We start from the raw sequence: 22,655 nt of genomic DNA on the forward strand, positions 1-22,655 counted from the left end.
GGCGGGCTGGGGCTGCTGACGGAGCAGATTTGCCGGTTCATACTACGGTCCATACTACGGTTTATACTATATGTAACGGGTCAGGGAGAAATCCGTCTTATTTTGCAGTGAATCGCCAACTGACAATTGCCCGCTGCCCGGGCGTACAGCTCCAGAAACGAGAGGACAGGAGGAACATAATAAGATGAAGAGGAAGAATGTAATGCTTTTGAAAAAGGCTGCACTTTGTTTTCTGATGCTGAGTCTGATGCTCGGAGGCTGCGGCGGCTCTGCAAAGAACAGCGCTTCAGAGTCGCGGGATTATTCCGCGGAGAACAGCTTCCCGGGAGAACCGTCGGCTGTGTATGAGGCAGACGAGGATATGGAGGAAGAGTATACAGAGGAGGAGTATACAGAGGGGTACGACCCCGATGATTCCGCCCTGGCAATGGGGGATTATTCGCAAACCGTTGCCTCTGCGGCTCCAAAAGACACGGGAGGGACTGCGGCTCCGGAAAACGGAGGAGAAGGGAGCACAGAGCTTCCTTCTTCAAACCGCAAGATCGTCTACACCGGCAATATTTCGCTCCAGACACTGGAATATGATAAATCCTCTCAAAGTATCCACGATAAGATCAACAAATACGGCGGGTTCGTAGAAAACGAGGATACTTTTAATGAAGATCCTTACTGGTATTACAAAAACCGCACCGGCGCGGCGGCAAACCGCACAAAACGGAACCTGAACATCACGGCGCGGATCCCGGCTGAAAAGTTTAACGCCTTTATGAAGGATCTGGAAGAGGACGGGCAGGTCATCAATACCTCGGTTAATGCCAGGAACATCAGCGTGCAGTATGCGACTCATGATGCCTCCAGGAAAGCACTCGAGATCGAGCAGGGCCGTCTCCTGGAAATGATGGAAAAGGCAGAAACTGTCGAGGAGATGATCGCTGTCGAAGAACGTCTGACGGAGGTGGAGCGGGAGCTCAATGATGAAAAGACCCAGCTCTCGGCCATGGACAGGGATGTGGGCTTTTCCACGATTTATATCAGCCTTCAGGAGGTATTTGAGTATTCAGAAACCGTTGTGGAAGTCAGTTACGGAGAGCAGCTCAAACGGGCATTTGGCAGGGCATGCGAAGGGTTTGTCACTTTCTGGAAGGATCTGATCCTGTTTATCGTGGAGACATTCCCCTTCCTGATCATGCTCGGAGTGATCATCACTGTGATCGTAAAGCTGATCCGCCGCGGCCGCAGGCGCAGACTTGAAAAAAGAGTCCGGATGGAGGAACAGCGCAGGGCTGCTATGCAGGCCGGAGCCGGTCTGACCGCAGACAGCGGCCTGACAGGAGACGCTGGTCCGAAAACAGATGATAGTTCGGAAGCAGACGAAAAAAGGCGGAAACGTTAGAGGATGAATGCTCGGGAAAATCATGCTATAATAAGTTTTATCGGAAGCAGGGGAGATGCCTCTGTATGGAGAATCTTTTGTTTAAGAAGATCATCAGAATCATTATAATCACAATATTTGCTTAAATACATGAATCTTAAAATACCTCGTTTAAATACTAAAGAAAAAAAGAATAGGCGCACAGATCCGGCCGGGAACCCCGCCTCAGATGCTGCTCCGGATGATTTTTCGAGCGGCAGTTATAATCCCGAAGAGGCTGAGGGGGCGGAGCATTCCCGCGATGCGGAGGCCGGAACTCCTGAAAGACGTGTGGACACATCAGTGGGTACTCTGCTCAGGGGATATGCGGTCTGGGCGGTTCTGGTCCTTGCAGTCTGTATCCTTCTGGAGCTGGTCATTTTCAATTATGATCACTGGGGGTCTCCCCGCGGGAGGGAACTCACGGCAGGTTTTTATGAACCGGCAGCCGAAGACGGACATGAGGTAAAAGGAGACTTCCTCGCGGTTCTGGGACCGGGGCTTGAACTGACCGAATACGGGACTTTTGAGATCACGGACAACGAAAAAGCCTATATTGAGCTTCAGGAGATCCATGCAGAGGTGGAGAATATCTACCTGCATGTCATCGATCCCGCGTCCGCGGTGGTCTATTATTCTGTCCAGTATACAGACAGCGCCAATGCCAGTCTTCGTGAGCTGGGGGAGAGACCGCTTGTCAGCACAGTGCCGGAGAGCCGCTATATCAGGCTCCATCTGACCGGTATGACGAGAAATATGAGGATCTGTTTCCATGCGGAAAACGGGGAGGAGCTCCATATCCGCCAGATCCGGCTCAATGTCCATGAGCCTCTCTTTATCCATCCGGGCAGGGTAGCCTTTCTGTGGCTGATTGGGATCCTGCTCGTCATCTTCGGACCGCGCTCCTGGATCTACACGACCCGTCTGAATCTGCGCCAGGGACGTCAGCGCTTCCTGGTCGCGGCTGTCCTTGTGATCAATATCATCGCCACTTCCTGGGCGGGACGGGCTGCTGACCCGTCTGTCTGGCGCGAGATGCGCGATGAGCGCGACTATCAGGAAAAGGAGTACGAGCTCTATGCGGATGCCCTTCTCAAGGGGCACACGTATCTGGACATTCGTCCTCCGAGATATCTGACAAAGCTGCGCAATCCCTATGACAGGCTTCAGAGGGATTCGGTTGCCCACCAGTATGATGAAAAGGTCCTCTGGGACGCGGCCTATTACAACGGCAGGTACTATGTCTATTTCGGCATTGTACCCGCTCTCCTGAGTTTTGTGCCCTACAGGCTGGTGACAGGATCTCCCCTGCCGACCTGGCGGGCGGTGCTCATGATGGCAGACCTGATGTGGATCCTGTCCTTCTGGTTTGTTTATATCCTGATCAGGAAATATTTTTCAAGGACAAGCTTTGGAATCTACCTGCTGCTGGCGGGGGCCTTTGTCCCGGCGGCGGGAGTCATCTATCTGGCGGCTTTCCCGGTGGTCTACAGCGTTCCCTTCATCTACGGTCTCGTATTTACGATGGCCGGGCTGTGTCTCTGGATGAGGGGCTTTGACAGAAAAGGCCATGTCCACCGGATCCGGCTGGCAGTCGGATCACTGTGTATCGCCCTGACCCTGGGCTGCAGACCGACCATGATCCTGTCCGTGATCCTGGCCTTCCCGATCTTCTGGGAGGAGATCCGGAAGGGGCGGTTTTTCCTCCCGAAAAAGAACAGTCTGCTCAACACAGCCGCTGTGATCCTGCCCTTTATCCCGGTCGGCCTGCTGCAGATGCAGCTCAATAAGGCGCGGTTCGGTAGTCCCTTTGACTTCGGCGCGGACTACAACCTGACCGTCAGCGACCTGACTAAAAAGACATTTTCCATCGCGAAAAATGTCCCGGCGCTTTTCCAGGAGCTGTTGCAGCCGCTGCATATCCAGCCGCAGTTTCCTTTTATTTCGGAAATAGAGGTCGCTACCGGATACCAGGGCTATATGTTCACCGACAAAATGATCGGAGGCTTTTTCGTCCTGAACCTGCTCGCCCTCTTCTGCTTCTGGATCTTCCGGATCCGGAAAAAGATGTCCGCGCAGAAGGTATTCGGCCTGGCGGCGGTCTCTTTTGCCCTCGCAGTCCTGCTCATTGAACTGGACGTACAGATCGGAGGGATTTCTCAGAGATATATGATCGATTACGGCTGGCTTTTGATGCTGACCTCTATCCTGGCCATCCTCACGATCCTGGAGAATACGGATGCCCACGGCTACTATGCATATCTCAAAGTGATCCTCGTGATGGCGGCGCTCTGTATCGGGATCAATTACATGAGCGTTTTCAGCGACGGACAGGCGATTTCAGTGAGAAATTATCATCCGGAGCTTTTTTACAGGATCCAGTATCTGTTCACTCCGGGGTAAACCGGGAGCACTGACCGGGAACCCTAACCGGGAGCATAAAACGGTTGTGTTATCAGGAGCATAAACGGGGAGTGTAAACCGGGAACATAAACCGGGGGCATAAACCGGGAACATTAACCGGGAACAGCAGAGCCGGAACTCGCCGGCGGGCAGCAGGTATACAGTATTTCGGGTAAACTGAGCAGACTAAACGAAAGGATTTTCGGCATAAAATGAAGAAAAAAGTCATTATTATAGGCGGAGGACCCGCCGGCCTGACAGCGGCCTATGAACTGCTTCGCACGCCGGACGAATATGAAGTTGTGCTCTTTGAAGAGGGCAGCCAGGTCGGCGGCATCGCAAAGACTGTGAATTATAAGGGCAACCGGATGGATATGGGAGGCCACCGCTTTTTCTCCAAGATGCCGGAGGTGAATGCGTGGTGGAACGAGATGCTGCCTGTGCAGGGAGCGCCGTCTTATGACGACAAGGTACTTTTCCGTGACTGCACGCTGGAGGAGGGAGGACCGGATCCCGAGAAGGAGGACCGGGTCATGCTGCGCCGGAACAGGATCTCGCGCATTTTTTTCAACAATCGGTTTTTTGACTATCCTATTTCCCTCAAACCGGAGACCTTTACCAATATGGGGCTGGGGACGACGATGAGCGCCGGATTCAGCTACATGAAGAGCATGGTGCACAAGCGCAAAGAGGTCTCGCTGGAGGATTTTTATATCAACCGTTTCGGCAAAAAGCTGTATTCCATGTTTTTTGAGCACTATACGGAAAATGTGTGGGGCCGCCATCCTTCGCAGATGACGGCGGAGTGGGGTGCCCAGCGCGTCAAGGGCGTTTCGATCACAGCAGTCCTCAGGGATGCTGTCGGCAAGGCTGTCCATCTCAAGGGGAAAAAGGGCGGCGAGATCGAGACCTCTCTCATCGAGGAATTCAGCTATCCCAAATTCGGGCCCGGGCAGCTGTGGGAGATCACAGCCCGGGAGATCGAAAAGAAGGGCGGCCGCATTGAACTGAATGCGCGGGTGACGGCCATTCACAAGATCAAAAACAAAGAAAAAGGCCGCCTGCTCACAGGCATCATCTGGGAGCGCGGCGGACAGACCTTTGAAGAGAAGGGTGATATTTTTATTTCATCAATGCCGTTAAAGGACCTCGTGGGCGGCATGAACAATGTCCCCGAGGTGCCCGCGAAGATCGCGGCGGGCCTTCCCTACCGCGATTACATGACTGTCGGCGTGCTCGTCCCGAAGCTGAAGCTCAAAAACAAGACACATATTCCGACCATTGGCAACATCGTGCCCGACGACTGGGTCTATGTCCATGACCGGAATGTGAAGATGGGCCGTTTCCAGATCTTTAATAACTGGTCGCCCTATATGGTGGCGGACATCGAGCACACTGTCTGGGTGGGGCTTGAATACTTCTGCAACGAAGGCGATGAGATGTGGTCCATGGCAGATGAGGACTTCGCCAGGATGGGTATTACCGAGATGGTAAAGATCGGCATGATCGAGAGTGAGGACGAAGTCATCGACTCCCACGTCGAGCGCGTCAAAAAAGCCTATCCCGCTTACTTTGACACCTACAGTGACATCGACCGCCTGCGCCGTTACCTCGATCTGATCGGCAACCTCTACTGTGTCGGCCGCAACGGCCAGCACCGCTACAACAACCTCGACCACTCCATGATGACTTCCTTTGAGGCCGTTAAAAACATCCGCAGCGGCAATACCGACCGGTCCAATATCTGGAATGTCAACACGGAACAGGTTTATCACGAGAAGAAATAGGGCGTTTTACATTCGTTTATTTTTCCCGGAGCGGGAGCGTGATAAAAATATGACGGAGGGACGGTTCTTTTGCCATCTTTCAAAGAATGGCGAAAGAACCGTCCCTCTGTCTTTTTTTCTGTCTTTTTTCCCTGTATTCAAATCATTTAGCTGCCAAAGCAGATAAGCTGCCGCTGCTCTTTATTTCAGCCGTTTTTCATTATGCCCGGCTTCATTGAGTTCGGGGATCACGACGAGGAGCATGGTGACAAAGCATGCCATGCCGCCGAGGACATTGGAGACGGGCTCCGCCGCGAAGACTCCGTTTGTCCCCATGTGGAAGACATAGGGCAGCAGGTAGGTCAGCGGGACGACGATAAAGGCCTTGCGCAGCAGGGAAAAGAAGATGGCATAGTTCTTTTTGCCCAGCGATTTGAAGACCATCTGGCCGGAGTGCTGGAAGACCATGAAAATAAAGGTCGAAAAATACAGGTGGAAGGCGGGGAGGGCCGTCTCCAGGATGGACTTGTCGGAGCTGAAAATACCGATGAAAAACTGCGGGAAGAGGCAGAGGAGGATCCATATTGAACCGGCATAGCCCAGGCCGAGCAGGACCATGATCCGGATGGCGTTCTTGACGTCCTTGTACCTTCCGGCTCCGTAGTTATAGCTCATGATCGGGGAAGTGCCCTCGGTGACCGCGAGCAGGGGTGTCTCAAGCATCTGGCGGGCGGAGTTGATGATCGTCATGATGGAGACGTAGAGGTCTCCTCCGACGTGGGCGAGCACGCTGTTGCAGCTGATCGAGACGACGCTGTTGGTGAGCTGCATGATGAAGGCGGCCATGCCCAGACCGATGATCCTGCGGGCCCGGGAGAGGCATTCGGGAATCTCGTTCAGGCGCAGCAGATGCAGGCGGTATTCGACCTTGTTTCCGAAGAGGAAGCGCAGGACAAAGAGGGCGGACAGCGCCTGGGAGAGTATGGTGGCGATGGCGGCGCCCCGGACGCCCATGCCGCAGACAAAGATGAGGATAGGATCCAGGATAATGTTGGCGACAGCACCGATGATGACAGTTGTCATACCTACGGTGGAGTATCCCTGGGCATTGATAAAGGGGTTCATGCCCGTCGCGATCATGGAAAAAACGGTTCCGATCAGATAGATCCGCAGGTAGGGAAGCGCGTGGACCAGCGCCTGTTCAGAGGCTCCGAAAGCGATCAGGACAGGGCGGCCGACGATCTCGCCGATGATGGTCAGTACTATAGCTGTGGAGATCTCAAGGAAAAAGGCCGTATTCTGGATCCTGTGCGCTTCTTCCCGGTTTCCTGCCCCGCGGGCGATTGAGAACAGGGGAGCGCCGCCGCTGCCGTACATGTTGGTGAAGGCTGTGATCAGGATCACGATCGGAAAGCACAGGCCGACTGCGCCCAGGGCCGCCGTCCCGATCTCAGGAATACGGGCGATGTAGATCCGGTCCACGATGTTGTACAAGAGGTTCAGGGCCTGCGCCACGAACATGGGCAGAGCCGTCGCCAGTATGTTAGTCAGAGTTTTTCCATTTCCAAAATCTACTCTTTTCATTTTTTAAAGACCTTTAATGTTTCTGAAAGCCTTTTTTCGTTCAAGACTCACACGCGAGTCTTGCGCCCCGCGTGCGGGTTTTCCTTTTACGCTTGTATCCCATGTCTGAGACAAGGGTATTACGCGATGAAGAATAAAGCCTCTTTTCTGAACAGCCTTTCCTGCGTTTGATCCGTACAGATGATGGGGCAGAATGCTGCGGGCCTGCTTCTCATTCAGCCGACGGAGATGATTCTCACTAAGCCAGCCGGGGCAGTTCTCATTGACTCAATATCCCTGTTCCGTCAAAAACCGGAATATAGGAAGGTGAAACAGTGCCGCTTTCCTGGATGAACCCGTTTTGTATGCCGAGGTCAATGGCGTAGTCGACCAGGGCGTCGTATTCCTCATCCGTAAGATGGCGGCAGAGGTTCGGATCTGATATGGTTTTTTCTCCTCTCTTTCCGTCAAACACCTGGGGCATGGGCGTGTACTGGTTCATGATACTGATGAAGATCCTGTCTCCGTAGGTTTCGTGGAGATAGCGAAGTACTGCCCGTGAGTCTTGCCCGCAGCCCGGCAGGGCCAGGTGGCGGACCAGAACACCGCGGATCATGAGCGGGTCATCGGCGTCGTCCGGGCAGTCGATCGTATGGCTTCCGTCTGAGAAGACCGGTTCGGGGCATTGGCGCACCATTTCGGCAATGGCGGCGGAGGCGCAGGAAAAATAATCCGCGGCTCCCGTATGACGGGCGGACAGGATGGAGGAGACGTACTTGAGATCCGGGAGCCAGACGTCCACGAGGCCTTCCAGGGCTTTGACTGCCTCCACCTTCTCATAGCTGCCGGTGTTATAGACGACCGGTATGGTGAGCCCCTGCCTTTTGGCCCTGTCCAGGGCAGGAACCAGGAGAGGAACGAAGTGCTCCGGAGTCACCAGGTTGATATTGTGGGCCCCCTCTGCCTCCAGTTCAAAAAAGATCTCCGAAAGACGCTCCGGGGAGAGCTCGATCAGCCGGGGAAGCCGGGGTTCTCCAGCTGTTTTTTTACCATTTTCATTTCCGGATTCATCGGGAAAACCAGGTGTTCCACCGAAAAAAACAGGTGCTGCAGCCGGAAGGTCCCTGCCGGGCCGGGAGATCTGCCGGTTCTGGCAGTAGATGCAGCCCAGATTGCAGCCGGAAAAGAAAACAGTCCCGCTGCCGTTCCTTCCGGAGATCACGGGCTCTTCCGTGTAGTAAAGAGCGGCGCGTGCCGCCCGGAGCACACCGCTTTCGCCGCAGAAGCCGCGCTGTCCCTGCAGCCGGTTCACATGACAGTCCCTGGGACACAGGGCGCAGTCAGAGAGAACGCGGACGGGGTCTGACAGGGACAGGCTTGCAGCTGCAGGAGTATTTTTATTCTGATTCATTTGCTGGCTGATTACGATTCATTTGAAGGAAATTATTTCATCATTTTTTTGGCGGGTTTTGTAAATAAAGCAGTCATGATGGAGAACATGACTGTAAAACACTGATTTAAAATCACTAATCCCAAAACAGGAAATCCCCGCCGGGATGAAGCGCTGAAAGCTGCCTGCCGGCCACAGAGCCAGGCACCCTCGCGGCACATGAAAGATCCCGCTTAGTGCTGCTATGTTCCCATCCTGACACGGTTCACAGGTTTCCATTGCGCGAGACCCGAACCCATGCGTGCAGACAGGCAGCTTTCAAAACTCCATCCCCCGGCGGGGATGCTTTGTATACTATAGTCAAAAGATTCCGGAATGTCAAGTGCCGGCGGATGAACCGGAGTGGACGGAATGGCCTGAGGAAACGTTTCCTGGTCCACCTGATTCAGGGCAGGTTAAACAGCTGCTTTAGGTTCTCCGTATTCTCGCTTCATGGCATCGGATGAAATAACCCACTGCTTGCCAAACTTGCAAACGTCGATACCGTTAATTAGTTTTCCATATGCTATTGCTTTCCGCAAGGTGCTTTCATTGAGACCCCAAAGCTGCGTGGCATCGCTGAAAGCAATCAGTCCGTCAAAAGGCGTTTGAATAGTTTTACCATTATAGAAGAGTTCGTCACAGGTAATATCAATATCATCGTTCCAGATGATACCGTAGCCTCCGACATCTACTTCAACGGAGGTGAATAGCCCGGGATGATCCTTCAAAGGGAGAAACATCGTATATTTGTCAAACAATGGATTCATATCGTACTGTTTGGTAACGCCTTCAGAGAACTGGACAAGGAGCCTGTAATCAGGCGATGGTGTTACACTCTTGATTTTATGGAACATAAAGCACCTCCTTATTCAAGTGGATCAATAGAACGAAATTCCTGAGTTTTCCAGATGGAAAGAAGATCTTCCTTGTGAAGTTCGATTCATTCCCGGACCATTGACAATGCCTTAGGCGGCAGATTCCCTTCAAGTAACTCGCCTGTGCGGAGAGCAATCGCAGCTGCTTCTTCACCATAAATGGCGTGGATATGCGGTGGGTTGTGTTCGGCCTGAATGAAGTACATAAGGATAATGATTCCGTAGAAGCGTGACAATACCGGCATAAAAACATTTTCTCCCTGCAGCAGATTTTACTGTAAATGCCCGACATACTGGTGTTTCGCCGGCATCATACTGTTGATTCTTCTTGATAGAGAATTTATCACGGTATCGTGATATCGTCAAGGGGAGGAATAGGCGAAACCGGGGGTGGACTGGGGAAACTGTCCCCCGGTCCGGTGGAATGTCAAGTGCCGGCGGATGAACCGGAGTGGACGGAGGAAGTGGCTGAGGAAGTGGCTGAAGAAGTGTTCTATGGTTCACTTGCTGCGTTCGCGGAAGCGGCTTCCTGCATCCGCAGCATCTTTTTCCGCTCCTTGTTGCGCCGGCGCAGGTCCTTGAAAAAACGCTGGAGGATCTCAGTGCATTCCTCGCGCATGACATCGTACAGGACCTCGGCCTGGTGGTTGAAGTCGGGATTCTGGAGGATATTGAGAAGTGTGCCGCCGCAGCCGGATTTGGGGCTGGTGGTGCCGATCACGACCCGGTCGATGCGGGACTGGATGATGGCGCCGGCGCACATCTGGCAGGGCTCGAGGGTGCAGTAGAGGGTACAGCCCTCGAGCCTCCAGTCGCCGATCTTTTTGCAGGCCTTCCGGATGCAGGTGATCTCGGCGTGCGCCAGGGTCGTCTTATCGGTGTTGCGGCGGTTATAGCCGCGGGCGATGATCTTTCCTTCATAGACGATCACAGCGCCGATGGGGACTTCGCCGATGGCGATGGCTTTTTCCGCCTGTTTCAGGGCGGCCTTCATATATTTGATGTCTTCGCGGGAGGGGGCTGGTACAGCCTGAGTGGTTTCATTCATAATTATTGGTTTCATTCATAATAATTTCAGCATAATTTCAGCTTTTCAGGTCTTCTGTTTGTCTTTTTTGTCCAGTACCCGTCTGCCCGGCTTTTGCTTCACGTCACCACAGTTTTTGAAGCCTTTCATGGCGGCATCTCAGCATCCTGTTTCGTTTGCGCAATTCTTCACGTCACCACAGTTTTTTGAAGCCTTCCGTGACTGCGCCCCAGCTTCCCGTTCCGTTTGCATAGGCTTCCAGAGCGTTGTTGATGGCATTGATCCAGGAATCATAGTTTCCGTTTTTGTAGTACTGGATGACCGGGGGTCTTCCTTCCTCTTCTTCTTCGAGGAGTTTACGGAGGAAGAGGTTGTCGGGAGCGGACGCGCCCTTGTAGGGAATGAGAAAATCCATGTCTGACGCCATTGTCTGGCGGCCGTCGTCCGAGGTGACCAGCCACTGGAGAAACTGCAGGGCTGCCTCGATATCATCAGCAGAGGCATATTTGTTGACGCACCAGAAATAGGAGGTTGTACTGCACTGTCCATGATCTTCCTCTCCCGGGATTCCCATGTAGAGGGGAAGTACGTCAAGGTTATTTTGCATCGAATCTTTCAGCATCCTGTAATCCCAGGAGCCGTCCTGATGGAAAACGGCTTTTTGCTGTATGAATTCCTGCTGGGCGTCCTCCAGGGTTCTTGAGGTCGCCTGTTTGGGAGAAACACAGGAGTTGTTCAGGCAGAGGTCTATGTAGTCTTTGAAATAGCCCATGTAGTCGCCGTGCAGCGTCATGCCGGTGTTAAAGTCGTTATCCCTCAGCTCATAGTAGAGGGGCACGGCCGGCGCGTGTTCCGCATACCGGTAATAACCGTGGGCGGAGGGGCCGATGGAGGGAGAGGTAAAAGCGGAAAATCCGAGGGACTTTTTCCGCGAAGTGATGTCCTCTGTTATCCTTTTCAGGTCCCGGAAAGACTGGATGTCCGAGATGCTGTAACCGGCCTTTTCGAGCAGGTCCGTGTTGACAAGAAGGCCGTAGGACTCCACGATGCAGGCGAGGCCGTAAGTCCTGCCGTTTGTGCCGTGCAGGGCGTAGTCCTCACTCAACAGTTCTTTCGCGGCGGCGCAGTCCGTCAGGTCCAGACACTGTGAGCCATATTTCTCAAAATCCCTTGTTCCGCTGAGTATAAAGATCGTGGGATCGCTGCGGCTCCCCGTCAGGTTTTCGGCGAGAGTTGAAGTATATTTACCTGTTTTGGGAGATTCCACGGAAGTGTCTATCCCGCTTTCTCTGGCAAAACGAGCCGCCAGAATATCAAATTCTGCCCTTTCTGTATATTTTTTGTTCAGGATCCGGAGATGGCCCTCCGTGTTGTAGACAATGGCCGGTTCGCTTTCGGACGATTCTTCCAGTTCGGATTCTTCCTGCACCGGCTCTTCCCGGGATGTGGGAACCTCTTTATAGATGAATACCACAGTGTTGTCCTGTGCGTTGTCGGAGAGAACAAGGGTCTGCCTGTCGTTATCCAGGGTATATCCTTCCAGCTCAGGGGCAGTGACCTCGATTTCTTCTCCCGCTTCACCTGTCCCGGAATCATTATCCAGAACCGGACTGCCGTCTGAATCCATGTACATGACGAGATAGCTGACAGAAGAGGATGGATCAGCGGATTCATTATTGTCTGGATCATGCTGAGCGGAACCGCTGTCTGCATCATTTTGTCCGGCTCCGTTGTCTCCGGCGGCAATGGGGGTATGACCGCTTTTCCCGGAGGTGTCCTGCTGATTTCCGTTTCTGTTAAAAAGGAAAAAAACGGCCAGGAGGATCAGGATGCCCGCTGCCGCTCCGATAAGGGCAGGAACCGGAAATTTGTTACCGGGTGGGTGAACAGGTGTGCCCGGTATTTGTCTGCCGCCGGATGAGGATCCCCTGCTTTCAGACTGTGAAGTCATGGAGAAAGATCTGCTGCCGGAGGCGGAAGCATTTTCTCCATTGGAAATAGATATTGAAAAAGGGCTTCCTCCGCTGCTGGGGGCAGCTCCGTCCTGATAAGCCTGCAGGGCGCTGCTAAAGGCCGCGGCGCTCTGGAATCGGCGGTCGGGATCGGGGTCGCAGGCCATGCAGAGGATGGAGGCGAGGTTTCGGTCGGCACGGGAGGGAGGCGGGAGAGGTTCCCCGCGCAGACGGCGCATGTTCGCGCTGTGGATCTCCGCGTGAGCGGGCCGGCGGGCACCATAAACCGGGATCAGGGATCCGTTATTCGGAGATGCGGTGCTGCCGGGACCATAATCGGAGCTCTGGCCGCGGGAGACATTGCCGGTATCACAGAAGGGGGGAATGCCCTCGTTCATGAGCAGGTAGAGGACCATGCCCAGGGAGTAGATGTCGGCCGTGTGGTTATAGCGCTTTCCCAGATAGATCTCGGGGGCCATGTACTGGATGGTGCCTGCGCTGGTCATGGACATCCGTTCATGGATGGAGTCCATTGTCCTGGAGATCCCGAAATCCCCGAGCTTGTATCCCGCCCTTTCGCTGTAGTAGATATTGCTTGTTTTGATGTCGCGGTGCAGGATGCTGCATTTTTCACAGGAGTCCAGCGCCGAGCAGATATCCATGCCCATCCGCAGGATTTCTCCCAGTGCCATACCGCCTGACCATTTCAGGCGGACGTCCAGACTTTCCAGCAGCTCCATGCGGATCAGTATCGTGCGCTGCCCCTTTTTGCGGAGGACAGCATAGTCCTCGATGGCTACGATATGGGGGTCGCCCTTGAGCTTCATCATCAGGTCGATCTCATTGCTGATGCTGCGGACAAAATCCTCGAGGGCATCTTCTCCGTCCTGCGGGGAGAAGCGGTCAGAGCGGTAACCGGTCTGATCATAAGCCTGGCTGAGCCCGGAATCTCTGGTCCCGGGTACCTCTCTAAAGCCCTGCTCTGTAATGCCGGTACCGGATCTGTCCTCTGAACCTGAATAGCCATGCCCGGTGTTTAAGGGAGTTCCGCCGGATTCATCCAGGCGGCCGGAGGCTGTGTCATAGACTGTATGGCCGATGCGGACTGTCCGGTCTTCTTCTGCACTGCGGAGCAGGCCTGCACAGGAATCCTCTGCGTCTTCGTCTTCCATCTGGAGGACCTTGAGGGCGCAGCGGTAGCCGGTGCCCAGGTCATCCCGGAGGATCTCATAGACGGAACCGTAGGTGCCTTTTCCGAGCTTCCGGGTTATCCTCCACTCCGGCCAGACGGAGGAGAGCTGCTTCTGCATATAATCGAGTTCACTGTTCATTTTTCTTCTCCAGTATCATCTCCAGCCCCTGCTGCTTTCATAGGCCAGGATTTTTTCCAGATTACGCCGTTCGTATTCGTTCAGGACAGAATAATCAAAGGACGAGGGATCTGAGGAGCTGTCAGGTTTGTACCAGGTCCTGATTGTAAAGAAATCCTGAAGTCCCCTGTCAGAAAAAACATAGCCGTGTCTGGCATAGATCTCACTGCGGATCAGGATGAGTTCTATCCGCGTCAGAGAGGAGAGCTGCTTGTCTGTAATGACGGCGGTGTCGGTGGGAAACAGGTATCTGCCGGTTGAGAGTTCATCGGGAGAGATTTTTTTGGCATAATCGCTCCTTGCATAACCCCAGACTCCCGGTTGTACCATGACATGGTACCAGGTATGTTCTTTGTGGTCGGAACCCTCTCCGCGTCCGGTTTCACCAAAGAAATACAGGGCTGTGTTCTCATCCGTGGAAATGACCAGATCGCTCTCGTGCTTTGGCTCACTGCGCAGGTTGATCTTGTTGGGGGCGATACCGCTGACATAGAAATCGATGGCGATCCTGTCGTCCGGCAGCGGAAGGGAAGCACTTTCCAGGCTTGAATCCTCAAAATTGTTTCCCGTTTGGGAAGCTTCTGACTGAGATATTTCTGTCTGAGGATTATCTGTCTGAGGATTTTCTGCCTGAGAAATTTCTGTTTGAGGATTTTCTGCCTGAGAAATCTCTTCCTGAAGATTTTCTGTCTGGAGAGCTTCCGCCGGTTCCTCCTCGTATAGAAAGACAACGACGTTCTCAACGGGATTTTTCTGCAGGACGATAGTCTCTGTCTCCTGCTGTGCTCTGTATCCGGGAATATCTTTTGCAGGGAGTGTGATCTCTTCGCCGATATTACCTGAGGCGGTCTCATTGCTGCTCAGTGATTTCCCGACTGCACTGTCCTTGTAGATGACAGTATATCCAACAGATCCCTTCGGGATCCTGTCCTGCGCGGTGAAGATCCTGACAATGACCACGACAATAAGAAGAGCCGCTGCGGCCAGAACGAGGTAAGGGGCTTTTGAAGGCTTTTCCGGAGGTTCAGGGGGCACTGGCTGGCGGCCGGCCTGACCAGTGTGTGCTGTGCTCTTTTTACCTGTCTTAAGATCACCGGATACCTCTTGCCCGTAAATGGGATCCGGATTGGAAATCAAATCCGGATCCATGCATTCAGAAAGTGCAATTTTAAATGCGGAAGCAGATCTGAACCGCCGGTCCGGATCAGGGGAACAGGCACTGCGGATCACTTCTGCCAGAAGCATGTCAGCGTTGGAAGGCGGCGGCAGGGGTTCGCCCCTGAGCCGTCTCATATTTGCGCTGTGGAGGGCGGCTCTGTCCATTGTCGCGCCGGGAGAGGTAAGCGTCCTGTCGTAGAAAGGCGGATAATTGTCATTGAGCAGCTCGTAGAGTGTCAGACCCAGGGAGTAGATGTCAGCAGTATTGTCATACTGCCTTCCGAAGTAGACCTCCGGTGCCATGTAACGCGGAGATCCGACTCCGCTCATGGACATTTTTTCCCGGACGGAAGCCATTGTCCGGGAGATTCCGAAGTCACCCAGTTTGAAGCCTGCCCTGTCGATATAAAAAATGTTGCCGGGCTTGATGTCTCTGTGAAGGATGTTTTTCTGGTGGCAGTATTCCAGAGCAGAGCAGATGTCCATACCCAGTCGGATCACTTCAGAGCGGTCCCTGCACCTGCCGCGGCTGAGCATACTGGAAATGCTCTCGAGCTTTTCCATGCGGATCAGGATCGTGCGTTCGCCGTACTTTCTGAGGACAGCATAATCTTCGATAGAGACAATATGCGGAGCACCCTTAAGCCGGATCATCAGGTCGATTTCATTGCAGACGTCCCGCACAAAGTCCTCAAGTTCGCCTTCGCTGTGCCCTGACAGACCGGCGGCCGGATAGATCAAAGGTCTGTTTTCCTGCATGATCTTCACCGTGCCTGAGGGGCGGGACGTTTGAGACCGGGGACCCTGCAGGTGTCCGAGGCCTACGGTACGGGTAATGGATTCTGTCGGTTCCGGGTCGGAAATGTCCGCATGCATCTGCAGAACTTTGAGGGCGCACCGGTAGCCTGTGCCCAGATCATCCCGGAGGATCTCGTAGACGGCTCCATAGCTGCCCTTCCCGAGCCGCCTGGTGACCTTCCATTCCGGCCAGACGGAATTGAGCAGGGATTGAATATAGGTGAATTCGTCAAACATGTTTTTCGTCCTGTGATCTGCCTGTTAAAAGGCACACTGATCTGTACCCTGATTGATAAACAGGGCTGTTCCGATTCGTACGTTTTATGAAGGATATTCCATAATTTTATAGTATAGGGGGACAGATGGAAAAAGGCAAATGCCGGATAAAGAATGTGGACAGCCAGCTCCGTTACTGTCCACGCCCCCTCGAAGGGCGTGGACATGTAACGCTTGCGCGCGGCGATTCCAATACGCTTCGCTTGCGCCGCGCGCCGTTGCACTCGGGTTTTTCGCGAAAAAGCCGCGAAAAACGCCTCGAGTTTCGAGCCGGTCTGTACTGTAACCCAGCTGCCCCGGGAAGCATCCGCCCCGTCCATTATGTCGTACACTTTTTTTACAGGATGTGTTAGAATTTAAAACAAATCGTCTGCTTAATACCGGGTGTGACGTCTCAATCATAATAAGAATTAAAAATGATGGAAACGGCACACTGGCATCTTTACTATATCTGGAAAGTAAGAGGACGGCGGCCTTGATGATCGAATCTTTTCAAAATCTGATTTCCGGGCACTGGCAGGAGATCCTCCTGGTGCTGATCCCAATTCTTCTGATCAGACTGGTCAGATATTATCTCCATAAAAGAAAAATGAATAAAAAGCTCCGGGAGGAGAAGGAGCTGGCGGCGCGGCTGATGCAGGATGAAGCCCTCAATGACGAGATCCTCAATCCTGCCAGGCGGGAAGGGGATGTCGAGGAGAAGAAATATCCCTATAAGGTCAGCTATGCCGAAAACGGGAGAGCCCGTAGAAGAGGAAAGGGCAGGGTTTTACAGGAAACCGCAGAAACGGAGGAAGACGTTCTATTCAGCCGCGGAAAGACTTCCCGCGATGAAGACTTCCCCGGGAAAAACTACTCAGGGGGAAACTATTCTGAAAATCCCTCTCCTGAAAAAAACTTATATGGGAGGCCTTTTTATGGAAAAGCTTCTCTGGACGAACCCTTTCCTGAAGAGTCCGGCCTGGATGGTTCCGGCCGGGGAACGCAGGGCGGGAGACCTGATCAGGAGCATGCGGGTGTGTTCCTGAAAGTGGAGGAGCACAGCGGTTTTTCTGTAAAGTCCTACATGTACAGGCAGCAGGAGGTCATGAGGGTCGGAAACCGGTACGGGAAGACGGATATCATAGCCGGGGACACGGGCGGATGCACGCTCTACTTCGAGATTTTCTGCAGGGACGGTGTTTTCTGTGTACATTCATTCGGAAATGCCGGGGTGACGATCCAGAGAGGAAAGCAGCGGAAATCTCTCGGGGCGGCAGCCGTGGTGCTGCGGAGCGATGACCGCATCAAAGTAGAGGACCGGGTCTACGTCGTCAGTTTTGTGCGATGAAGAATAGATGAAGAATAAAAGGGGAAACGGATCGATCAGGCAGAGAGCCTGGAAAAAGCAGAGAGGGGACCTTATGAGTGTTGTTCTGATGATCTACAGCCGGAGCGCATGCAGGGAGTTCGTGCTTCCCGCACTGCACAATGAAGAATACAGCATCAAAATTGACAGCGAGATCTTTGAGCTGTACCAGGATGTTTCGCTCCATCTGGAGGAAAACCGGGGAGAATGGTTTTTCCTCGCGGACGAACAGTATATTGTCTACGGGGCAGCTGGAAATGTCGGCGCGGGATCCGGCCGGAAGCATTCGGGCAGGGATGCCCATATCCGCCTGCTGAACGGCGCAAACTATACGCTGGATCTGGGGAGGGAGAGGCTGGCTGTCATCGTGCGATTCAAGGAGACCTCCTTTGTCAGCTACCGGAAATACGTGCCGGAAAATGTGGCGGAGATCACCATCGGCCGGGCGTCGGGCAACATGATCCGCTATTCCTACAGCTATGAGGGAAATCAGTATATCGGCCGCAATATGGCGGAGATCCGCTTTTCCAACGACGGCGCCCTCCTGGTCGACAACCAGAGCAAGAACGGGCTCTATGTCAACGACCGCCGGGTCAACGGCAGCCGGCTCCTCGCTTTCGGAGACCACATCCATATTTGGGGTCTGGACATGGTCTATCTGGGACAGGTCCTGGCGATCCGCGAGGAAGAAGACCTGCAGGTGGATACTTCCTATTTGAAACTGTTTGTTCCTGAAAAGAAAGAAGAGACTGCCGCCATGGAATCCGGGACCGCAGAGCCCGGGAGTGCAGAATCCGGGACCGTGGAGACCGAACCCTACAGGAGGACGCTTTACCACAGAGCGCCCCGCAGTCTGGAGGCAATCGACAGGGAATCTGTGGAGATCGAGCAGCCTCCTGCCAGAAAAGAGATCCCTGATCCCAATCTCATGCTCACGCTGGGACCTTCCCTCACGATGGCGATCCCCATGGCCATGGGCAGCGGCCTCGCTATCTTCGGGACCAGGCTTTCGGGCGGTAACGCGAGCCTCTTTATGTATACCGGTATCATCACGGCAGTGGGGGCGGCGACGATCGGAGCTTTCTGGGCCCTGATGAACCTCAATTACAATCAGAAGAGGGCCAGGCAGGAGGAGACCCACAGGTTTGAGGCCTACAGTGAATACCTGATCCGGTCCTCAGACAAGATCAAACACAGTTATGTCAATAATGCGGAGGCGCTGCGCAGGATGTATCCGGCCGCGTCATTTTGTGTGACGCCTGAGATGGAGACGCAGAACCTCTTGTGGGGCAGGAACAGCACCCACGCTGATTTCCTGGCCCACAGAGTCGGCATGGGGGATATCCCCTTCCAGGTTCAGATCAACGTGCCCAAAGAGCGCTTTACCCTGCTGGATGATTCCCTCAATGAAAAGCCGCGCATGATCCGCGACAGCTACCGGACGCTCCATGATGTCCCGATCTGCATCGACCTGCTGCAGGAGAATATCATCGGTATCGTCGGAGGTCCGCAGAAGATTGGAGCCTATGAGGTCTTTTACGATCTGGTCGCCCAGATCGCGGCGCAGAACAGCTACACAGATGTAAAAATGGCCTTTCTTCTCTCAGGGGAGGGCGATCACGAGAGCCGCCGGAAAAAATGGGATTTTCTGCGCTGGCTGCCCCATACCTGGTCCCAGGACAGGAGGATGCGGTATTTTGCCTGCGGTCCCAGTGAGATCACGGACGTACTGTATTCACTTTCCAGGATCCTCAGGGACAGGAGCGAGCAGCAAAAGAGTGTTTCGGTGACCAATGAAAAACATATTTACAAGCCTCATTATGTCCTGTTCGCGGAGGACGGCGCCCTGCTTGAAGGGGAAATGATCAACACCTGGCTGACGGACAGGGATGCCGACCTGGGTGTCACGCTTGTCCTCCTGGCGGAGAACTATGAGGAACTCCCCAATACCTGCGAGTGCATCATCGGAAACGAGGAGAGCTTCCGGGGCCTGTACCGTGTCCGGGAAGGCACGCGTGAAAACATTGTCTTTGACAAGGTGGATCCGGCGATGCTGGGCAGCTTTGCCCGTCATCTCTCCAATCTGGAAGTCAGCGAGGTCGAGGTCGGCGGAGATATTCCGGCGGCGATCACCTTTTTTGAAATGTATGGCGTGACCAGGATGGATGAGCTGGGAGTCGTGGACAGGTGGCGCAAAAACAGGACCTATATCTCCATGCGCGCCCTGGTCGGCCATATGGCGGGCGGAGCTCCCTGCTATCTGGATGTCCATGAAAAATACCACGGCCCGCACGGCCTGGTCGCCGGCACAACAGGTTCCGGCAAATCGGAGACCCTGCAGACCTATATTCTGTCCCTGGCCATTAATTTCAGCCCCGACGATGTGGGCTTTTTCCTGATCGATTACAAGGGCGGCGGCATGGCGAACCTGTTTGAGGACCTGCCTCATGTGATGGGGACCATTTCCAACCTCTCAGGCAACCAGGTGACCAGGGCCATGGTCTCCATCAAGAGTGAGAACCGCCGCAGGCAGCGCCTGTTTAATGAGAGTGGTGTCAACAACATCAATGCCTATACACAGCTGTACAAAAACGGAGAGGCCAGGATCCCCGTCCCTCACCTTTTCATCATCATTGATGAGTTCGCGGAGCTCAAGAGAGAACAGCCCGATTTCATGAAGGAGCTGATCAGCGTCGCCCAGGTCGGCCGAAGCCTCGGTGTGCACCTGATCCTGGCGACCCAGAAGCCGGCCGGGACTGTGGACGACAATATCTGGTCCAACTCCAAGTTCCGCCTCTGCCTGCGGGTCCAGGACAAGCAGGACAGTATGGATATGCTCCACAAGCCGGACGCGGCCTATCTGACCCAGGCCGGGCGCTGCTATCTGCAGGTCGGCAACGACGAGCTGTACGAACTGTTCCAGTCCGGCTGGAGCGGGGCAGTCTATGACGAAGAGGACGCCAATGCCCACAGGACACTGGCCACCATGCTCACCGGGACCGGCAAGGCCGCCCTGATGGGCAGTTATGTCAAGCGGCGGCAGAAGGAGAACCAGAAGGAAAAATGGATCGCCTCTCTGGTAGAGGTGCTGGAAAAATCCAATCCCGGCGCGGAGGGATCCGCAGTTTCTCCGGAGGCCTCCGACACCCTTATGGACCGGTTCTTTGCTCTTTTGCACGAGGAGGGCATCGATTATACAGATAATGATTTTAACCGCAGGGCGGCAGGCTTTTTCATCCACATGGTCAGGCAGGCCGGAAAGCAGGTCCCTGACTGGACCAGGCTGTCTTCCATGGAGAAGGCGCGGATCCTCCTGAATGCCGAGGGAGGGATGGACGGAAGGCTTCCCGAGCAGAAGGACAGGACCCAGCTCGATGCCGTCATCGCTTATCTGGCCCAGGTCGCGGAGACGGAAGGCTACAGGAAGCCGCAGAAGCTCTGGCTTCCCGTCCTGCCTCCGGTGCTGCCGCTTGACGCTGTGGAGGCGGCAGCCGGCGCTTCGGATGTCGGAGGCGGAGCCGGAGCCGGCGTTGCAGCCGGTTTTGACGGGGAAAAATGGTCCGAATTTCCTAAGAAGTGGTCGCTCAGTGCCCGGATCGGTATGTACGACGATCCCGCCAACCAGGCCCAGGAGCCGCTGGAGATCAGCTTTACGGAATCCGGAAACATTGCTGTCTGCGGCATGCAGGAATCTGGCAGGAGCACAGCCCTGCAGACCATCCTCTACAGCTTTTCGCGGAAATATTCCCCTCAGTATCTGGGCCTGTATGTGATGGATTTTTCCAGCCGGATGCTGGCCTGTTTTGAGAAGGATCCCCACTGCGGAGGCGTCCTTTATGAGGATGATATCGAGACTGTCGCCAAGTTCTTTAATATGCTGCGCGCGGAACTGAAGCGGCGCAGAGAGCTTTTCAGCGGCGGCAACTACTACCAGTATGTCATGAAAAACGGCGTGGACCTGCCGGCCATCATTGTCGCCATCGATAATTACGGCGGCTTCAGGGAGAAGACGGGCGGAGTCTACGATGACATGATGATGCAGATCATGAAAGAATGTAACGCCTGCGGCGTGTATTTCCTCCTCAGCGCGGCGGGCTATAACAAGGACGAGATCCCCAACCGTCTGCATGACAACATCCACTACACGCTCGCTCTGGAGATGATGGATCAGTTTGCCTATGGAGATGCCCTGGGCGTCATGCGCGTGCCGCTCATGCCCGAGAGCGGGATCCCCGGCCGCGGTCTGGCCGCTGTCAGCGGGGCGATCCTAGAGTTCCAGATGTGCGTCGCCTCGTCGGCGGGCGATGACTACCAGAGAGGTGAGATCCTCGAAGAGCAGTGCCGGCAGTGGGCCGAAGTCTGGACGGGCGATACCATCCGCAGGATCCCCCGTATCCCCGCAAAGCCCCTCTGGGAGATCTTTGCCGGGACCAGGGAGGTCGCGGAGATGGCGAAGGACGGCATCCACCTGCCCCTCGGCTATCTCGAGACGACAGCAGAGATCTACGGGATCGACCTCAGAGGCACCTATACCTGGCTTGTGCAGGGCAAAAACCGCAAGGAGCGGACCAATGTCCTGCAGGTCCTGGCTAAGAGCGCAAAGCTCAGGGGAGGCCTGGTCACAGTCATCGAGCCGGAGGGGACGCAGTGGCGGAGCTTTGCCGCCTCCGAGGGCTTTGAATATCTCAGCGGCTTCGAGGACTACCAGACTTTCTTCGGGACCAGCTTTGTCCCCGACTTTGTGAGCCGCAATCAGAAAAAGAAGGCACTTCTGGCAAAGGATATGCCGGAAGAGGAGATCTATCACAGGATGAGGGAGGACCGGACCAGGTATCTGATCATCACCGACCTGTGCCGCTTCGCCAAAATGCTGCACACGGAAGACAGAAAGCTTCTCGAAGCCCAGATGACAAACCTGCTGGACAAGGGCTTCCTCCACAACATTTATGCCTTTGCCGGGATGAATCCCGATGACCGCACAGAAGTGCTGGACAACACGATCTTCAGGACCTTTACGGCGCCGAAAGCCGGCATCCACCTGGGAGGAAGGATCCCCGAGCAGAGGATTTTTGACTTCTCCACGATGCCTTTCTCCGAGCAGAATGCTCCGGAAAAGGCAGGCCGGGGTGTGACGGCCCCCACAGAGGCAGAGGAGTGGCACAGGATCGTGCTCCCGATCGCGTAAACTGTATTATTCCTAACCCGCATAAAGCGGAACAGCGCTTATCGGAATCTGGCCATTTTGCGCAAAAATTATCTGTAAGCGCCTGAACTGT

The 22,655-nt window shown here is 54.3% G+C and carries 12 protein-coding genes and 1 other RNA gene; 5 read left to right on the forward strand and 8 right to left on the reverse strand.

From position 1 onward, the window contains the following. Positions 1–184: 184 nt before the first annotated feature. The 3 genes from BLT02_RS01310 to BLT02_RS01320 all read left to right on the forward strand — a co-directional run bounded on the left by BLT02_RS01310 (position 185) and on the right by BLT02_RS01320 (position 5,601). Positions 185–1,393 (forward strand): DUF4349 domain-containing protein, encoded by a 1,209-nt coding sequence (locus tag BLT02_RS01310; RefSeq protein WP_092991063.1) that lies wholly within the window; start codon positions 185–187, stop codon positions 1,391–1,393. A 129-nt stretch (positions 1,394–1,522) separates the two neighbouring features. Beyond that, a complete protein-coding gene (locus BLT02_RS01315) occupies positions 1,523–3,814 on the forward strand; it encodes a hypothetical protein (RefSeq protein ID WP_092991064.1) in 2,292 nt (763 codons plus the stop codon). A gap of 212 nt (positions 3,815–4,026) precedes the next feature. After that, the gene (locus BLT02_RS01320) at positions 4,027–5,601 is read left to right on the forward strand and encodes an NAD(P)/FAD-dependent oxidoreductase (RefSeq protein ID WP_092991065.1); all 1,575 of its coding nucleotides are present in this window, start codon (positions 4,027–4,029) and stop codon (positions 5,599–5,601) included. A 180-nt stretch (positions 5,602–5,781) separates the two neighbouring features. Here the strand turns inward: BLT02_RS01320 and BLT02_RS01325 are convergent, their stop codons facing one another. From BLT02_RS01325 to BLT02_RS01360, 8 genes are all read right to left on the reverse strand, one after another. Next, on the reverse strand, positions 5,782–7,164 hold the full coding sequence (locus BLT02_RS01325; protein WP_092991066.1) for an MATE family efflux transporter: 1,383 nt from the start codon (positions 7,162–7,164) through the stop codon (positions 5,782–5,784). 259 nt (positions 7,165–7,423) lie between these two features. After that, positions 7,424–8,554 carry a radical SAM protein gene (locus BLT02_RS01330; RefSeq protein WP_242869665.1) on the reverse strand — a complete coding sequence of 377 codons (1,131 nt, stop codon included), beginning with the start codon at positions 8,552–8,554 and terminating at the stop codon, positions 7,424–7,426. A gap of 174 nt (positions 8,555–8,728) precedes the next feature. Then, an RNA gene (gene ffs / locus BLT02_RS01335) (signal recognition particle sRNA small type) lies at positions 8,729–8,828 on the reverse strand. A 160-nt stretch (positions 8,829–8,988) separates the two neighbouring features. Continuing rightward, positions 8,989–9,429: a DUF2442 domain-containing protein gene (locus BLT02_RS01340; protein WP_092991067.1), complete on the reverse strand. Its 441-nt coding sequence runs from the start codon at positions 9,427–9,429 to the stop codon at positions 8,989–8,991. An 86-nt stretch (positions 9,430–9,515) separates the two neighbouring features. Continuing rightward, positions 9,516–9,695: a DUF4160 domain-containing protein gene (locus BLT02_RS01345; protein ID WP_092991068.1), complete on the reverse strand. Its 180-nt coding sequence runs from the start codon at positions 9,693–9,695 to the stop codon at positions 9,516–9,518. A gap of 248 nt (positions 9,696–9,943) precedes the next feature. Beyond that, positions 9,944–10,498 carry a tRNA adenosine(34) deaminase TadA gene (gene tadA / locus BLT02_RS01350; protein ID WP_092991069.1) on the reverse strand — a complete coding sequence of 185 codons (555 nt, stop codon included), beginning with the start codon at positions 10,496–10,498 and terminating at the stop codon, positions 9,944–9,946. Between the two features lie 172 nt (positions 10,499–10,670). Next, complete coding sequence (locus BLT02_RS01355; RefSeq protein ID WP_092991070.1) at positions 10,671–13,760, reverse strand: extracellular solute-binding protein; 3,090 nt, start codon at positions 13,758–13,760, stop codon at positions 10,671–10,673. A 15-nt stretch (positions 13,761–13,775) separates the two neighbouring features. Beyond that, positions 13,776–15,992, reverse strand: coding sequence for a protein kinase domain-containing protein (locus BLT02_RS01360; RefSeq protein WP_092991071.1), 2,217 nt, complete (start codon positions 15,990–15,992; stop codon positions 13,776–13,778). 517 nt (positions 15,993–16,509) lie between these two features. Here BLT02_RS01360 and BLT02_RS01365 point away from each other — a divergent pair. Both BLT02_RS01365 and essC read left to right on the forward strand, forming a co-directional pair. After that, entirely contained in the window at positions 16,510–17,361 is an 852-nt protein-coding gene (locus BLT02_RS01365) for a hypothetical protein (RefSeq protein ID WP_092991072.1), read from the forward strand. Between the two features lie 7 nt (positions 17,362–17,368). Beyond that, positions 17,369–22,564 (forward strand): type VII secretion protein EssC, encoded by a 5,196-nt coding sequence (gene essC / locus BLT02_RS01370; RefSeq protein WP_092991073.1) that lies wholly within the window; start codon positions 17,369–17,371, stop codon positions 22,562–22,564. Positions 22,565–22,655: the final 91 nt, after the last annotated feature.

Origin of the sequence: Sarcina sp. DSM 11001, from assembly GCF_900101015.1 — a bacterium.
Lineage (GTDB): Bacteria > Bacillota > Clostridia > Lachnospirales > Lachnospiraceae > CAG-791.

Coding starts and splice junctions, on each gene's coding strand:
- essC (WP_092991073.1), top strand. CDS start 17,369: ATGAAGAATAAAAGGGGAAACGGATCGATCAGGCAGAGAGCCTGGAAA.
- BLT02_RS01355 (WP_092991070.1), bottom strand. CDS start 13,760: ATGAACAGTGAACTCGATTATATGCAGAAGCAGCTCTCCTCCGTCTGG.
- BLT02_RS01315 (WP_092991064.1), top strand. CDS start 1,523: ATGAATCTTAAAATACCTCGTTTAAATACTAAAGAAAAAAAGAATAGG.
- BLT02_RS01360 (WP_092991071.1), bottom strand. CDS start 15,992: ATGTTTGACGAATTCACCTATATTCAATCCCTGCTCAATTCCGTCTGG.
- BLT02_RS01325 (WP_092991066.1), bottom strand. CDS start 7,164: ATGAAAAGAGTAGATTTTGGAAATGGAAAAACTCTGACTAACATACTG.
- BLT02_RS01340 (WP_092991067.1), bottom strand. CDS start 9,429: ATGTTCCATAAAATCAAGAGTGTAACACCATCGCCTGATTACAGGCTC.
- BLT02_RS01330 (WP_242869665.1), bottom strand. CDS start 8,554: ATGAATCAGAATAAAAATACTCCTGCAGCTGCAAGCCTGTCCCTGTCA.
- BLT02_RS01345 (WP_092991068.1), bottom strand. CDS start 9,695: ATGCCGGTATTGTCACGCTTCTACGGAATCATTATCCTTATGTACTTC.
- BLT02_RS01365 (WP_092991072.1), top strand. CDS start 16,510: ATGATCGAATCTTTTCAAAATCTGATTTCCGGGCACTGGCAGGAGATC.
- BLT02_RS01320 (WP_092991065.1), top strand. CDS start 4,027: ATGAAGAAAAAAGTCATTATTATAGGCGGAGGACCCGCCGGCCTGACA.
- tadA (WP_092991069.1), bottom strand. CDS start 10,498: ATGAATGAAACCACTCAGGCTGTACCAGCCCCCTCCCGCGAAGACATC.
- BLT02_RS01310 (WP_092991063.1), top strand. CDS start 185: ATGAAGAGGAAGAATGTAATGCTTTTGAAAAAGGCTGCACTTTGTTTT.